Here is a 16,137-nt window from a genome sequence, read left to right on the forward strand (position 1 = left end):
AAATCTAAGGAGATACTCATGACTGAAATAACCCATTTTTATGAGACATTCCAACCAGAACATTACGATATTTATTTAGACATCAACCGAGACAAAAAACAGTTCAGTGGTAAGACCACAATTACAGGTGATGCTAAAACAGAAAAAATTTCCATTCACCAGAAGTTTTTAAACATTGAGAAGGTTGAGGTTGACGGCAACAGCGCTAACTTTACCAAAGATGATGATAATGATGCTTTTTACGTTGAAATTGGCCACAAGGGTGACGTTAAGGTAACTATCACATACAGTGCGAAATTAACTGATAGCATGATGGGAATTTACCCTTCATATTACGAAGTAAATGGTGAAAAGAAGCAAATCATCGGAACTCAATTCGAAACCACATTTGCTAGACAGGCTTTCCCATCAGTTGATGAGCCGGAAGCTAAGGCTACGTTTGACCTAGCAATCAAGTACGATGAACAACCTGGTGAAACGATTCTTGCTAACATGCCTGAAGTTAAGGAAGAAGCCGGTGTTCACTACTTTGATACCACTGTCAGAATGTCAACTTACCTAATTGCGTTTGCATTTGGTGACCTTCAAAGCAAGACAACTACCACAAAGAGTGGCGTTAAGGTCGGAGCGTTTGGCACTAAGGCACATAAAGCAAACGAACTAGACTTTGCTTTAGATATTGCAAAACGGTCAATCGAATTCTATGAAGATTTCTACCAGACGCCATATCCGCTTCCACATTCATGGCAATTGGCTTTACCTGATTTCTCTGCTGGTGCAATGGAGAACTGGGGACTAGTAACTTACCGTGAGGCGTACTTGCTCCTAGACCCTGACAATACTGCTTTGGATACTAAACAAGTGGTTGCCACAGTTATCGCCCATGAGCTGGCTCACCAATGGTTCGGAGACCTCGTAACTATGAAGTGGTGGGATGATCTCTGGTTAAACGAAAGTTTTGCTAACATGATGGAATACGTTTCAATTGATGCCATTGAACCAGATTGGCACATTTGGGAATTATTCCAAACTTCAGATGCACCAATGGCATTGCAACGTGATGCTACTGACGGAGTTCAACCAGTTCACGTTCAGGTTAACAACCCAGCTGAAATCGATGCTTTATTTGATCCAGCAATTGTTTATGCCAAGGGTGCCAGAATGCTGGTAATGGTTCGGGCTTTACTCGGTGATGACGCACTTAGAGAGGGACTAAAGAACTACTTTGCAGCCCACAAGTATGGTAACGCCCGTGGGGAAGATTTGTGGTCAGCTTTGGGGGATGCTTCGGGACTTAACGTTGGTAAAATCATGAATTCGTGGCTCGAACAACCGGGTTACCCAGTTGTTGATGCTCTAGTTCAAAATGGGGATTTGATGCTAACTCAAAACCAATTCTTCATTGGTGAAGGCAAATATGCTGGCCGTCAATGGCAAGTGCCTTTAAATAGTAATTACGCAGAAGCTCCGGAAATTTTTGGGGAGAGGACAATTAATTTAGGAAACTACGCTGAGTTGAGAAAGCAAAATGGGAAACCATTCCGTGTCAATATTGGCAACAATTCTCACTTTATTGTCAACTATGATCAAACTTTACTGGATGATATTTTGGCAACCGCGACTGAACTTGACCCAATCGATCAGTTGCAAGTGTTACAGGATCTTCGTTTGTTAGCTGAGGGTCGGCGAATTTCATATGCAAAGATTGTGCCATTGTTGGCTAACTTTGCGGATAGTAAATCAAATATTGTTAACGCAATTTTGTATCAAATTGCGGGTGACCTTCGGAAATTTTTAACTCCGGATTCCGCTGAAGAAGAGACTTTACGTAAATTGTATGATAAGTTGAGTGAGAGCCAAGTAGAGCGCCTTGGATGGCAACCACAGGCCGGCGAGAGTAATGATGACCAGTTAACCAGGCCATACGTTTTAAGCGCCTCACTGTACGCTAAGAGTGCGGATTCAATTGCAGCAGCTCACAAGTTGTTTGAAGACAATCATGACCGCCTTGAATCATTGGCTGCAGATACGCGAGTATTTGTTTTAAGAAATGAAGTTAAGAATTTCGGTAGTGATGCACTATTTGAAGAACTTCTACACACTTATGTACAAACTTCTGACGCTAGTTTTAAAGCTGACATCCGTGCAGCGCTAACCAGCACCACTGATCAAGAACAAATCAAAAAAATCGTTGCTAAATTTGAAGATGCTGGAACAATCAAACCACAAGACTTGCGTGGTTGGTACTTCGGTGTTCTTGCAAACAACGATGGTCAACAAGCTGCCTGGGATTGGATTAGAAATGACTGGCAATGGCTTGAAGATACAGTCGGTGGGGATATGGAATTCTCATCATTTATCACCGTTACTTCAAGAGTGTTCCGGACTCCAGAACGGTTAGCTGAGTTTAAAGAGTTCTTTGAACCTAAACTCAACACTCCAGGATTAACTCGGGAAATTGAAATGGATATCAGAATTATTGAAACTCGAGTTAAGTTGGTCGAAGATGAAAAGACAGCTGTGAATGCAGCAGTCAAAGATGCAGTTAAGTAAGTATTATTCATCAGGCTTAAAGAGTAATAAATAACAAAATAAGGAGGACAATATTCTCTTAGTTGAGAATATTGCCCTCCTTATTTGCAGACTTCATTTTTTCCTTTTACCCCAAAATATGGTTTCATAGTAACCATACTTATACCTATTTACAGCAAGGGGATTTGCTTATGGCGGATTACAAGAAAAAAACTCAAAAACTAACCCGAATTACTCTGTTAGCCAGTTTATTGGTGGTACTGATGATTGGACTTGGCACACTATTTAGCCACGAAGAGGTCGATAAGGCTTCTGCAGTTGTTCCAACAACCACTAAGTCTCAAAACAGCCAGGGACCTCATCAGCTGGTGACTAAGGATGGTTATCAAATCACGGTAAACCAAGTGGAACGGTACCGTGGTTCAGCATTGGACAAGCCACAAGCTGGGCACGAATTCGTCATTTGCAACGTTACGATTAAAAATAATTCTAAAGTTGATCAGCATTACACCAATCTTGATTTTAAATTCTGTGATGGTAACGATGATTGCCAAGTAGGCAGGACGTTGATGGATAAAAATTATGTTCATGACTCACTTCAGTTTGGAACTCTCGCACCCCAGGAAATGGTGACGGGAAATCTAGTTGGCGAAGTTAGGCGGGGAAGTGGCGACTTATCGCTACATTTCAAGCCTGCTGATATTGGGACAAAGGTTGAGAAAATTAATCTGGGATAAAAGAAAAAAGGTCGTTATAATTTCATTGAAATTATAACGACTTTTTTTCGATGGACCCAGTGTCAGGCATTGATCTTCTCGTGCATTTAATTATTTCTCTGTCACTCTAACGTTTAACAACTTTCACACCATGTTTTGTGTAGTCAATTGTCCAGTGCTTACCACCGGCAATTGAAACGTGGTCAAACTTACCAGAGATTTTTTGTGCTTTAATTAAGTAGTGATTTGCTTTCAGTTGTTTTCCGGTAACTCGCAATTTACCGTTTAATTTTGCAGCCTTACTGATTGTGATTGTATTGCTACCAGATTCTGACAGGGTTCCAGAATTGCCTTGACTATAAGTACCATTTACGACCAATTTTTTAGTGTTGGCTAATAAGGTTCCACCACTCAAACGAACGCTACCTGTACCTAGTGCTTGGCGATTAGCTGCTTGAAGGGTTCCGTCCTTGACCGTGGTGCCACCGGAATAACTGTTGTCCCCAGCGAGACTGAGCGACCCAGTTCCCGTTTTCACTAATGAACCAGTCCCGCCAATGTTGTTTAAGAAGGTATCCTTAGCGTTGAAGCCACCTTTAGCGGCGTCCATGTTAATCGTGGTGGTATCGTTAAACTTACCGTATCCATTGGCGGCTTCAAACAGGTTAAGACGACCCCAGCCTTCAGTATCATCGCCCATTGGGTATCCCGAAGGTAGTCCTGTAGTGGCAAGCACTTCTCGGCGTTGCTGGTCTGACAGGAATGGTAGGCGAGTCTTTAGTAGGACTTCAGCTCCCTTGGGAACCACCATTGGTTTATTGGTATCACCAATTGGGGCAAACCCGTAAGTTAAGCGATAATTGTAATCCTTTAAGTTTTGTTGGTAATTGCTGAACTCATCTTTAACCGATTTATCTGGATCACCAGCTAAATCTTTTGACTGAGCTTCAGTAGTTGCCTTTTTGATTAGGTCTTGGTTAGCTGGATCGTTTAAAACGCTTGCCGTGATGGCGGTTCCCAGAACACGGCCACCCATTACGGCAAGTGGGGAATGGCGGCCTGCTAAGACGCGATCATAGCCGACTTCTGAAGAACGAGTAATTAGTTGTTGGAATCGTTGAGGGACTGCGTAAGCCAACGTAATTCCAGTTTCAAAGGCTCCGGTGGTGTGTCCTGATGGAAAGTCAAAGTCAGTTTGCTTAGCGTCGGCCATCACGTTTTTCAGTGCGGGGTTAACAGATACTTGGGTACTCTTTCTATATGGTCGAACGAATTGGAAGTACGCTTTGGGCGTACCAGTGCTTGACCAGCTAGAATTTTCAGCAGTATCGACCAGTTTAACAAGGTCTCCTAGTTTAGAAGTCTCACTTGCCCAAGTCATTGAGCTGTAAGGGGAATTGCCCGGAAGTGGGCTGTCAGGGTAACTATTAAAATCAGTTTGGGCTGCTGCATTTTTAATAAACGCTGTTTGGAAAGGTCCCAGTCCCGAAATTAGATTGTATCTGAGATCACGACGATCTGTCAGGTAAGAGCGGACAGTCTCGGATTGGGTTCGGTTGTTGGTAATCTCAATTGATTTGTCCAAATTTTCCTTTAATAGAGCTGGATTAAGTTCGGTGCCACCGTTCGCAGCAGACCAATACTTTGAGAAGGTGTTGTTAAAGATTGCGATTGCCGGGTTGGTGTCGGGCTGATTATTTTGCTTTTGATTATCTTGATAGTGATCAACATAACTACCATAACTAGCGCTGACTGGTTGGGTATTTTCTGAGTTACTTGCAGCCTTACTACTAGTTTCTAGATTAATTGCTGCCAATGCGCTTAGTGATAGTGCAGACGCAAATAATAGTGCTTTATGAGTAAACGAATGATTGATCATGAATCTCTCACCCCAAATATATATTTAGCTGGACGTTGCTAATTCCTTGCTATGGGATAAAGATACCAAGCCAATGTAAATATGCAGTGGTACTTACGTAAAAATAATGTAAAGGTGTTATTTTTCGCTACGGTTACTTGCCTGAACAATTCCAGAAGCTAGCATAACCGCACCGCCGATGGCGATGAATGCGCCACTGACGATGTTTAGTACTGAAGATGCAGTATTTGTTTTTTTAGACATATTGAATCTCCTTTAGGGTTGATTTTGGGTTAAGTATACATAAAAAAAGAACCTTTCAGCAATCTAGTATAACCGCTGAGAGGTTCTAAATGTTTATGGATTCAATCTGTTTAGCATTCTTGGGAACGGAATTACTTCGCGCAAGTGGTCTTGAAGGGTGATCCAAGTTAAGAATCGTTCAAGTCCCATTCCGAAACCTGAGTGAGGAACGGCACCGTATCTAAGCAGATCTAAGTACCATTCATAATTGCTCAAGTCTTGACCAGTTTCCTTCAAGCGACCCAAAATGTAATCGTAGTCGGATGAACGTTCTGACCCACCAATAATTTCACCATAACCTTCAGGTGCAAGTAGATCCGCACATACTACTAGATCATCTCTAGTAGGGTGTGGTTGCATGTAGAATGCTTTGATGTCCTTAGGATAGTTCATAACGAAGACTGGCTTGTCAAAGTGGTTTGCCAAGAAAGTTTCTTCAGGTGAACCGAAGTCGATTCCCCATTTAACGTCGAAGCCGTTTTCTTGGAGCAGCTTGATAGCGTCATCATAGGAAATGCGGGGGTAAGGTAGTTGAGTGTATTTCTTTAGTACCTCAACATCACGATCTAATATCTTTAATTCTGATTGACAGTTGTCGATAACTGCTTGAACGAGGTAAGCTACCATGCGTTCTTGGAGTTCCAAACTTTCATCTTGGTGATACCAAGCCATTTCTGGTTCAAGTTGCCAAAATTCAGTAAGGTGACGACGAGTCTTTGACTTTTCAGCTCTAAATGTTGGGCCTAAGGTATAAATTTTACCAAGAGCCATGGCACCAGCTTCACCGTAAAGCTGACCAGTTTGTGAGAGGTAGGCATTTTTGCCAAAGTAGTCAGTTTCGAATAGTTCAGTGGTTCCTTCAGGAGCTGATCCTGTAAGGATTGGGGCGTCAAATTTGGTAAATCCTTCTTTATAGAAGAATTCGTTAGCAGCGTGGAGAACTTCGTTTCTGATTTTCATAATCGCGTTTGGTCTTGTTGAACGCAACCAAAGGTGACGATGGTCTAACAGAAAGTCGATTCCGTGTTCCTTAGGTGTGATTGGGTAGTCTTCACTTTCGCCAACGACTTCAAAGTCAGTGATTTGAATTTCGTAACCAAAGTGTGAACGACTATCTTCATGGATTTCACCAATAACGTATAAACTTGTTTCTTGGCGAAGTTCCTTGGCTTCGGTGAACTTTTCTTCACCGATACCGTTTTTTAAAACAACTCCCTGGAAAAATCCAGAGCCATCACGAAGTTGTAGAAAGGCAATCTTTCCACTGCTTCGTTTATTAGTTACCCAAACACCAATCTTAACCGTTTCATTGACGTGTTTCGGTGAGTCAATGATTCTAATGGTTTCCAAAAAAATTCCTCCTATAAAATGTGGATGCCAGCAGCTTCACATTTTTCAATCATTTCATCTGGCCAAATACTTGCTTGGACTTCACCAACGTGAGCCTTACCAAGTAATAACATACATAGACGGGATTGACCGATTCCTCCACCAATTGTATAGGGAAGTTCTTCATTCATCAATGTTTTATGGTATGGCAATGAAAGTCGATCTTCTGCACCAGCCATTTTAAGTTGTTTGGCCATTGATTCTGGACTTACACGAATACCCATACTTGAAACTTCAAGTGAGCGTTGAAGAGGTTCATACCAGAACAAGATGTCACCGTTTAAATCCCAGTCATCGTAGTCAGGGGCGCGGCCATCATGCTTCTTGCCATTCTTCATTGGGCCACCAATCTTCATTAGGAAGACACAGCCAAGCTCTTTACAAATGGCATCTTCACGAGCTTGACGATCTAGATCAGGATAGCGGTCTTCAAGTTCTTGGGTGGTTACGAAGTGAATTTCGTCTGGTAAGTGGTAAACAGCTTCTGGGTACTTGTACCAAACTTCGTGTTCCATATGCTTGATAACTTTAAAGATTTGGCGAACGGTAGCTTTTAGTGTTTCTTCGTTACGTTCTTCCTTCTTGATAACTTTTTCCCAGTCCCATTGGTCAACGTAGATTGAGTGAATGTTGTCTAAGTCTTCGTCCTTACGGATGGCGTTCATGTTAGTGTATAAACCAGTGTGCATGTCGAAGTTAAATCGCTTCAGTGCCCAACGTTTCCACTTAGCAAGTGAGTGAACAACTTCAATGGTTTCACCAGGAAGTTCTTTCATAGTAAATGAAACTGGAGTTTCCACACCGTTCAGGTTATCGTTCAATCCAGTTGAGTGCTTAACGAACATTGGAGCAGATAAACGAGAAAGGTTCATTTCCTTACCAAATTCGTCTTGGAAAGTTTCTCTGATGTAACGGATAGCTTCTTGAGTTGTCTTAACTGGTAATTTAGGATCGTAATCCTTTGGAATAATTAATTGCATAAGTTGTTGCTCCTTCAAATTTTTTATTTTTTTGGGAACAAAAAAAGCCTTTCGTCCCCATGTCAAGGGACGAAAGACTTTCGCGGTACCACCCAAGTTGCCTACAGAAAAAATAGGCCACCTCAATAAGAGCACTAACATGCTCCACCGAGGGTAACGTTCCGGTTTTACGTCTGCTCCTACTTGAGTCATTGCTGACTGGTTCAGACAGAAACTAGAAAGTGTTTTTCAGATATTTCAAGATCTTATCGGTTTTCCACTATCCCCGACTCACTGCAAGTTTGAAATAACTTACTCGTCTTTCTTTGCGTTTTTTAATGTTTCGAATTGACAAGTTAAAATTTAGCACAGTAATTTTTGGTTGTAAAGCATTAAAATTCAAAAAGTTTTTGCTGATGAATTAAATTTGAGTGTTTTTTTGAATCGTTTTTGGAAGATAAACCCCTGTTACAAAAGGATTTTGTAGGGTGTGTAAAAAAGTTGAAAATTCGGCATTTTTTTATTTGTGTAAGTGCTAAACTGAATGTTAATCACATAAAAGATTGGAGAACTTCTAATGACATTAGTCAGAATTAAGCACTTGCAGTCGCAATTACATAGTTTAAAAATTGATTGCTTAATCGTAACTGATCAATACAATGTTCAATACCTATCTGATTATGACGAGTTAGAGGGTGATGGCTGCCTGGTCGTCTCAGAATAGCAGGCAACGTTGATCACTGATGCTCGGTATGAAGAAGACTTGAAACAACAGTTAAATTCCGCCATTAGTCTAAGAATCACCAGAGATTACTATGGCGAAGCCAAGAGTGTAATTTCTGAATTAGGACTTAAATACGTTGGCTTTGAAGACACCGTTAGTTATCAAACATATGCTACTCTTAAAGAACTGTTTGGTAATGGTTTGCGTCCGTTGTCAGGAACCATTCAAAAATTAAGGGAAGTCAAAGATGAACAAGAAATTGCCATTCTTAAAAAATCTACTGAGTTAGCGGCTAACGGGTTTAAAGCCCTGTTAGAGTTTGTCCAGGTTGGTCAAACTGAACGGGAAGTTTCCAATTGGTTAAACAATTGGATGCTTGTCCATGGGGCTACCAAACCTAGTTTTGACACAATCGTTGCGAGTGGCTATCGGTCAGCACTTCCACATGGTTCCGCGACGGAAAAACGGATTGCAGACGGGGATATGGTTACTGTGGACTTTGGTTACTTCTATGAAGGTTATACTTCGGATGTTACCAGAACATTTGCGGTCGGAGATCCTGGTGAGAAGATGCGTGAAGTTTATGCAGTTGTCAAGCAGGCACAAGCAAACATGTTTACTGCAATCAAGTCAGGTGCTAACGGGCAAGAAGTTGATAAGGCTGGCCGAGATTATATAACCGAAAAAGGATTTGGCGATTATTACAACCATGGTAGTGGTCATGGAATCGGCTTAGAGATTCATGAAGGCCCTAATTTAGGTGCCCGATATGTTGATGAAATTTTGACTCCGGGCAATATTGTTACTGCAGAGCCTGGGGTGTACCTGCCTGAAATTGGTGGCGTGAGAATTGAAGATGATCTATTAGTAACGGAGAGTGGTAACGAAATTTTAACTGACGCTCCGAGAGATTTGATTATTTTATAGCTTAAAAGTCTCGTGGAGATTGGTTTCGAGCAAGTTGCTTAAATTAAAAACAAAAAAGTTTTATGAGAAACGTTGACATTTAATTAAAAGTTTTCTATACTTCGAGTCATCCATTAAAAATCTATTGAACAGGAGGTTATCGACATGCAAAAGATTAATATTCAAACTTCAATTATTAGCCGGCTGACGGTAATCTCAACAGTTCAAGATTTAGCCTTATTATTAAAGATGAAGGACCCGACTTTGATTATGGAATCTTAGGATTCCATAACAATCAACCAGTTGAGCCCTTATTTTGCATCTTTAATGATGAGGGCTTGCTGGAGAATATCCAAAACCTCATTCGTTAAAGAATGAGGTTTTTTTCTTGCCCAAAATCGTGAGGAGGGGAAAACCGGGCTACTAAAATTAATACTTAAACAACAGAAAGTGGGAGATTTTTATGAAGAGCACATATAAGAAGATTGCGTATATAATTTCAATGGCATTTATCGCGGTGATTTTTGCAGGATGTAGTACGGCAAAAACAAGTAGCAAGGGTAATCCGCAAACAGGTAACACAATTAAAATTGGTGAAAACATGGAGCTTTCAGGGGCTGCCGGTGGTTATGGTAACCAGATGAAACAAGGAATTAAGATGGCCGTTGATGAAATTAACAAACAAGGTGGAATCGATGTTAACGGTAAGAAGAAAAAGATCGATTTGAAGGTTAAAGATAACAAGACTTCAACCACCACATCTGCATCAGTTGCAGCTCAATTTGTTAATAATGACAAGGTAAACGCAATTGTCGGTACTGCAACAACAAACGCTGGAACGGCCCAGATTCCTAACATCACTAAGGCAGCAGTTCCCGCAATTAGTCCTTCAGCAACTGATCCAAACTTTACGTTGCAAAAGAATGGCCAGGTTCAACCATATGTATTTAGAGCATGTTACCAAAATAACTTCCAGGGGGGCACCGGAGCTAAGTTCATCTCAGACACTTTGAAGGCTAAACGGGTTGCGGTTCTTTATGATAACTCAACAGATTATGGAACTGGACTTGCTAAAGCATTCAAGAAGTCATTTAAGGGAACCATTGTTGATAGCCAAGCATATACAGAAGGCGATAAAGATTTCAATGCAATTTTGACATCATTCAAGCACAAGAAGATGGATGCAATTTACGTTCCTGGTTACTACACCGAAGTTGGTTTGATCGTTAAACAAGCTCGTCAAGCAGGAATGAACGTTCCAATCGTTGGTACTGATGGAATGGCTGATCCTAAGTTGGCACAGATTGCTGGTAACAAGAATGCTCATAACGTTTTCTACACCACGCCATTTTCAACTAAGGCGTCTACAAGCAACCCAGTTGCTAAGAAATTCATGGCAGCTTACGAAAAGAAGTACCACGCAGAAGCACCAACATTCTCAGCTCTTGCCTACGATTCAATCTACATGATCAAGCAAGCAATCGAAAACGAGAAGTCAGCAGACTCAACTAAGATTGCCGAGGGATTGAGCAAAATTAAGAACTTCAAGTGTGTTACTGGTAGTATCACCGTTAACAAACATCACGATCCAGAAAAGCCAATTGCCATTGAACAATTGACTAACGGCAAGGTTTCGAAGACTTACCAAGTTAAATAAGTAAGCCATCATGATGAGATTTAAAGGAGGAGAGAACAGTGCAGACATTTTTTCAACAAGTAATTAACGGACTGTCACTCGGCAGCATTTATGCACTACTAGCCCTCGGTTATACGATGGTTTATGGCATTATCAAACTGATCAACTTTGCCCACGGTGATATTTATATGTTAGGAGCCTTTTGGGGCTACTACGTGATCAATGCTTGGCACTTCAGCTTTATTGAGGCGTTGCTAAGCTCGATGGTAGTTGGTGCTGTAAGTGGGGTTGTGATTGAGTACTTTGCATACCGACCACTACGCCATGCACCAAGAATCACCGCCCTAATCACGGCGATTGGGGTATCGTTCCTCCTTGAAAATGGGATGTCATACCTATTTTCTTCAAACACTAGGGACTTTCCCCAAATTATTTCACAGCACAACTATGATATCGGGGGTGTCTTGATTTCAAACATCCAAATTTTGATTCTGGTCACTGCCTGCATCCTAATGATTTTGTTGCAGTTGATTATCAAGAAAACCAAGATGGGTAAAGCAATGCGAGCTGTGTCAGTCGATGCGGATGCAGCTGAAATGGTGGGAATCAACATTAACCGGACAATTTCATTCACCTTTGCACTAGGTTCAGCACTGGCTGGTGCTGCTGGTGTACTGATTGGCTTGTATTACAACTCAACCGACCCATTGATGGGAATGACACCAGGAATCAAAGCGTTTGTCGCCGCTGTTCTTGGTGGAATCGGTTCAGTCCCAGGGGCATCAGTTGGTGGTTTCTTGATTGGAATTTTGGAAACTTTGTTCCAGTCGATTGGGCTGTCAGCGTATAAAGATGCCGTTGTTTACGGTGTATTGATCATTATTTTGTTGGTACTCCCAGCCGGGATTTTTGGTAAGAACGTCAAGGAAAAAGTGTAGGTGAACTCGATGAAAGCAAATTGGAAAACAAATGTGGCGTGGTTGGCAATTATGGTTGCTGGCTTCTACTTAATGAACACTTTGATTTTAATTGGGGTCATCAACGCGTTTATTGAAAACATGTTGGTCACGATTGGAATTAACATTATTTTAGCAACTGGGTTGAACCTAATTATTGGCTTTGCAGGACAGTTTTCACTTGGTCATGCTGGTTTCATGGCCATTGGAGCGTACTCAACTGCCATCATTACAAGCAGTAATGAGAGCCCTGTGGGATTTTACATCTCGCTTGTGGTTGGAATCGGATTAACGATTATTGCTGCATTGATTGTGGGAATTCCAACTCTACGACTTCGTGGTGATTATCTAGCAATTGCGACGATGGGCGCCGCTGAAATCATCAGAATTATCATTAATAACCTCAAAATTACTGGTGGGGCATCCGGAATTTTTAACATCCCAGCGCTAGCATCTTGGCCAACCGTATACATTATGGTTTGTGTCACCACCATTATTATTTTGAACTTTATTAGAAGTCGTGGGGCCGAGCGGTTATGTCGGTTAGAGAAGATGAAATTGCGGCTGAAGCAATGGGAATTAATATTTTTAAGTGGAAGTTGGCAGCGTTTGTTCTGGGAGCTGCCACTGCAGCAATTGCAGGCTCACTTCATGCTTCGTATCTACAAACGATTGGTCCAAACGACTTTAACATCATGGCTTCAATTTCAATTCTGATCATTGTGGTTCTTGGTGGAGTTGGTAGTATCACTGGATCATTTTTAGCAGCAACAGTGCTTGGTGTGATTGACACCATTCTCCAAAACTTTGGCACGCTATGAATGGTAATCTACTCAATCGCTTTGATTGCTTTGATGGTATTTAAACCATCCGGACTACTTGGTACTTGGGAACTTTCCCTCACCAAGGTATTTCACCGCAATAAGAAGCGGGCAGAGGAGGCGTCAGAATGAGTAATTTGCTGAGAGTTGATAATATCATCAAAAACTTTGGTGGATTAACGGCTGTTTCTAACGTCTCGATGTATTTAAATAACGATGAGTTGGTTGCATTGATTGGGCCAAATGGAGCAGGAAAAACCACCTTGTTTAACCTATTAACTGGGGTAATTCCACCATCATCTGGTTCCATCGTTCTGACGGGGCGTGACGGTACTTATACTTTGAATAATTTGCCCGCCCACAAGGTTGCCAAGATGGGACTGTCGCGAACATTTCAAAATATTCGGCTCTTTAAGGAACTGTCAGTTTTGGAAAACGTAATGATTGCAATGACCAGCCGGTACAAGGAAGGGTTCGTGAGTTCGATTTTCAGAACACCAAAGTTTTATAAGACAGAAGTTGAGATGAAGAACGAAGCCATTGAGTTATTGAAAATATTTGAGCTCGATGATCAGCAAGAAACTAAGGCCAAGAACCTACCGTATGGGATTCAGCGCCGGCTGGAAATTGTGCGAGCGTTGGCAACCAAGCCCCAAATTTTATTTTTGGATGAACCAGCTGCGGGGATGAACCCCGAGTAAACTGCTGACCTGACAAGACTAATTCTTCAAGTCCAGAAAACCTTTCACATTACGGTTTTGTTGATTGAACATGATATGTCGCTGGTAATGAATGTGGCGCAACGAATTTACGTTTTAAATCATGGAGCACTACTGGCTTCTGGAACTCCAGAAGAAATTAAACATAATCAAGATGTCATTACGGCATATCTGGGAGAGGAGGCGTAGCGATGCTAAAAGTTGAGAATCTGAGTGTCAATTACGGAGTGATCAACGCAGTTAAGGATGTTTCCTTTGAAATCAATGAAGGGGAAATTGTTTCTCTAATTGGCGCTAACGGTGCTGGTAAGACAACTATCCTAAAAATAATTTCTGGACTTCTAAAGGCCAGGTCTGGATCAATTACATACCTTGGAAATAATATCCAAAAACAGAGTGCCCCCAAAATTGTTGCTGAAGGCATCTCCCAAGTACCAGAAGGGCGGCATATCTTCTCTGGGTTGTCGGTGATGGAAAACCTACAGATGGGTGCTTTCTTGACGAAAGGAAAGCAACGAATCCAGGATAATTACCGTGAGGTGTTTGACCGGTTTCCAATTCTAAAAGAACGTCAGGGACAAGATGCTGCTACCTTATCTGGAGGCGAGCAACAAATGCTTGCGATGGGGCGTGCATTAATGGCCAATCCGAAATTAATTTTGCTGGATGAGCCTTCAATGGGCTTGGCACCAATTTTTATTAACGAGATTTTTGAAATTATTAAGGCAATCAATAAGGCGGGAACCACAGTGCTGTTAATTGAGCAAAACGCAAAAAAGGCTCTGTCGATTTCCGACCGGGCGTATGTTGTGGCGACTGGTGAAATTAAGCTAGCGGGAACAGGCCAAGAATTATTGGCAAATAGAGATGTTCAAAAAGTATACCTGGGAGGTTGATCAGATGAGCGTAGCGGATTTTATGACTAGGGGCGTTAAAACAGTGTCACCTGACACCAAGATCAACGTCGCTGTTAGTACAATGAAGGAAAGCGGAATTCACAGATTGCCAGTAGTGGATAATGGCCAGGTAGTTGGAATTATCACGCAACGAGATATCGAGCGGACTACGCCATCAAAGGCAACTAGTCTATCAATTTATGAAATGAATTACCTACTAAACCAGATGACTGTGGCAGATGCGATGACTAAGGATGTCAAAACAGTAAATCAAAATGAGTCTTTAGAGGATGCCATCTATGTGATGCGGCAGCACCAAATCGGCGTTTTACCAGTAATGGATAATGGTGAATTAGTTGGGATTATCACCAATAATGATATCTTAGATGCGTTTTTGGATGTTACTGACTACAAAGAGGATGGTACTGTTGTTCAGGTCTTTGTTGAGAAGGATCGGCCGGGGGTCATCTTTGAAATTGGTGAGATCACGGCCAATAGTGGTGTCAACATTCAAACCTTAATGGTTACTCATCAAGGAACAACTAAGGTAGTAGAAATTCATGTAGATAAGGCAGATGTTTCGGTTGCAGATAAACTGGTACAGGCGGGTTTTAAAGCACAAGAGGCAGACCATTATAAAGAAAGAGTCAAAAATTAGGCCAGTTTAATATGATTGCACTTTAGAATAATTCTAATTTAAGGTATACTTTTATTGTTAAATACTTTATTTTAGGGGATGATTTAATGACTGTAGATATTAAACGTGGGCAGGATGTATACAAAGATGCCGGCGAAAATGTCATTTTTGCAACGTTAAATTTAAAGCGCGAGGATTTAGATGGCGATAGAGAAGTGATTCAAGACTTCACTGATATGTCGAAATCAATTATCAACAGTATGAGGATCAGGGATCCAAAGGAGCATTTAGCAGTTGCTTGGGGATTCTCATCAAATGCGTGGGATTACTTATTCCCAAAGGCACCAAAACCCGCAGAATTGGAAACTTTCCAAGAAATTAAGGGACCAAAGTACACTGCGGTTTCTACTCCAGGAGATATTTTCTTGCACGTTCGAGCAAACAGTGAAGCGATTACGTACGAAATTATGGATCAGTTCATGAAAATTTTGCGGCCAATCGTAACTGTTGAAGACGAAACTCACGGCTTTAGATACATTGAAGGTCGAGCAATTATTGGCTTTATTGATGGAACCGAAAATCCAGCTGGGGTTGAGTCGATGGACTATACCTTGATTGATGATGACCAAGACCCTGAGTTTGCGAATGGTTCTTACGCTTTTGCCCAAAAGTACATCCATAATATGGATGCTTGGGATGATCTGAAAACGGAGGATCAAGAAAAGGCGATTGGTAGGCACAAGTTTAACGACCGTGAATTAGACGATGACGAAAAATTGCCTAATGCCCATAACGTTGCTTCAAAAGATGAAGAGGGTGGAGTTGAACATAAAATTGTGCGGATGAACGTACCTTTTGCTGATCCGGCAAAGAATAATAAGGGAACCTACTTTATTGGTTACTCCAAAACGTTTTCAATTACGAAGCGGATGCTAACAAATATGTTTACGCAAAGCGATCGGCTGTTAGATTTTTCGACACCCGTAACGGGTAACCTCTTCTTCATTCCGTCTGTTGATACGATGGATAAGATTGCCGAGGGTGAATACTGAGATGTAAAAGTGTTATGAGGTTTTTAACCTCAT

At 41.5% G+C, this 16,137-nt stretch carries 12 protein-coding genes, 3 pseudogenes and 1 other annotated feature; of the genes and pseudogenes, 11 read left to right on the forward strand and 4 right to left on the reverse strand.

The window, feature by feature from the left end; genetic code table 11:
• Nucleotides 1-18 precede the first annotated feature (18 nt).
• Both PL11_RS06205 and PL11_RS06210 read left to right on the forward strand, forming a co-directional pair.
• Nucleotides 19-2,553, forward strand: coding sequence for a M1 family metallopeptidase (locus PL11_RS06205; RefSeq protein ID WP_035168083.1), 2,535 nt, complete (start codon nucleotides 19-21; stop codon nucleotides 2,551-2,553).
• 170 nt (nucleotides 2,554-2,723) lie between these two features.
• The gene (locus tag PL11_RS06210; protein ID WP_035168084.1) at nucleotides 2,724-3,269 is read left to right on the forward strand and encodes a DUF4352 domain-containing protein; all 546 of its coding nucleotides are present in this window, start codon (nucleotides 2,724-2,726) and stop codon (nucleotides 3,267-3,269) included.
• Between the two features lie 106 nt (nucleotides 3,270-3,375).
• Here the strand turns inward: PL11_RS06210 and PL11_RS06215 are convergent, their stop codons facing one another.
• From PL11_RS06215 to asnA, 4 genes are all read right to left on the reverse strand, one after another.
• Nucleotides 3,376-5,127 (reverse strand): phosphatase PAP2 family protein, encoded by a 1,752-nt coding sequence (locus PL11_RS06215; RefSeq protein ID WP_035168086.1) that lies wholly within the window; start codon nucleotides 5,125-5,127, stop codon nucleotides 3,376-3,378.
• A gap of 117 nt (nucleotides 5,128-5,244) precedes the next feature.
• A complete protein-coding gene (locus tag PL11_RS10455; RefSeq protein WP_257787902.1) occupies nucleotides 5,245-5,370 on the reverse strand; it encodes a hypothetical protein in 126 nt (41 codons plus the stop codon).
• A gap of 93 nt (nucleotides 5,371-5,463) precedes the next feature.
• A complete protein-coding gene (gene asnS / locus PL11_RS06220; RefSeq protein ID WP_035168088.1) occupies nucleotides 5,464-6,759 on the reverse strand; it encodes an asparagine--tRNA ligase in 1,296 nt (431 codons plus the stop codon).
• 11 nt (nucleotides 6,760-6,770) lie between these two features.
• Nucleotides 6,771-7,778, reverse strand: a complete 1,008-nt coding sequence (gene asnA, locus PL11_RS06225) for an aspartate--ammonia ligase (RefSeq protein ID WP_035168090.1) — start codon at nucleotides 7,776-7,778, stop codon at nucleotides 6,771-6,773.
• 62 nt (nucleotides 7,779-7,840) lie between these two features.
• Nucleotides 7,841-8,095 (reverse strand) — a binding site (T-box leader).
• A 239-nt stretch (nucleotides 8,096-8,334) separates the two neighbouring features.
• On the opposite strand from asnA, the pseudogene PL11_RS10505 reads away from it, so the two are divergent.
• From PL11_RS10505 to PL11_RS06270, 9 genes and pseudogenes are all read left to right on the forward strand, one after another.
• Nucleotides 8,335-8,712: pseudogene (locus PL11_RS10505) on the forward strand (aminopeptidase P family N-terminal domain-containing protein); the annotation flags it as partial.
• Entirely contained in the window at nucleotides 8,692-9,408 is a 717-nt protein-coding gene (locus PL11_RS10265) for a M24 family metallopeptidase (protein WP_335621935.1), read from the forward strand. The pseudogene PL11_RS10505 and the gene PL11_RS10265, both read left to right, overlap by 21 nt.
• A gap of 442 nt (nucleotides 9,409-9,850) precedes the next feature.
• Nucleotides 9,851-11,044, forward strand: a complete 1,194-nt coding sequence (locus PL11_RS06240) for an ABC transporter substrate-binding protein (protein WP_035168092.1) — start codon at nucleotides 9,851-9,853, stop codon at nucleotides 11,042-11,044.
• Between the two features lie 38 nt (nucleotides 11,045-11,082).
• The gene (locus PL11_RS06245; protein WP_035168093.1) at nucleotides 11,083-11,961 is read left to right on the forward strand and encodes a branched-chain amino acid ABC transporter permease; all 879 of its coding nucleotides are present in this window, start codon (nucleotides 11,083-11,085) and stop codon (nucleotides 11,959-11,961) included.
• 9 nt (nucleotides 11,962-11,970) lie between these two features.
• Nucleotides 11,971-12,932, forward strand: a pseudogene (locus PL11_RS06250) (branched-chain amino acid ABC transporter permease).
• Nucleotides 12,929-13,708 (forward strand): annotated as a pseudogene (locus tag PL11_RS06255) (ABC transporter ATP-binding protein). Before PL11_RS06250 ends, PL11_RS06255 begins: the two co-directional pseudogenes overlap by 4 nt.
• Before the next feature lie 2 nt (nucleotides 13,709-13,710).
• Nucleotides 13,711-14,415, forward strand: a complete 705-nt coding sequence (locus tag PL11_RS06260; RefSeq protein ID WP_035168095.1) for an ABC transporter ATP-binding protein — start codon at nucleotides 13,711-13,713, stop codon at nucleotides 14,413-14,415.
• Between the two features lie 4 nt (nucleotides 14,416-14,419).
• The gene (locus tag PL11_RS06265) at nucleotides 14,420-15,073 is read left to right on the forward strand and encodes a CBS and ACT domain-containing protein (protein ID WP_035168097.1); all 654 of its coding nucleotides are present in this window, start codon (nucleotides 14,420-14,422) and stop codon (nucleotides 15,071-15,073) included.
• Nucleotides 15,074-15,159: 86 nt separating this feature from the next.
• A complete protein-coding gene (locus tag PL11_RS06270; RefSeq protein WP_035168098.1) occupies nucleotides 15,160-16,104 on the forward strand; it encodes a Dyp-type peroxidase in 945 nt (314 codons plus the stop codon).
• The last annotated feature ends 33 nt before the right edge of the window (nucleotides 16,105-16,137 follow it).

It is taken from the genome of Lentilactobacillus curieae, assembly GCF_000785105.2.
Classification (GTDB): domain Bacteria; phylum Bacillota; class Bacilli; order Lactobacillales; family Lactobacillaceae; genus Lentilactobacillus; species Lentilactobacillus curieae.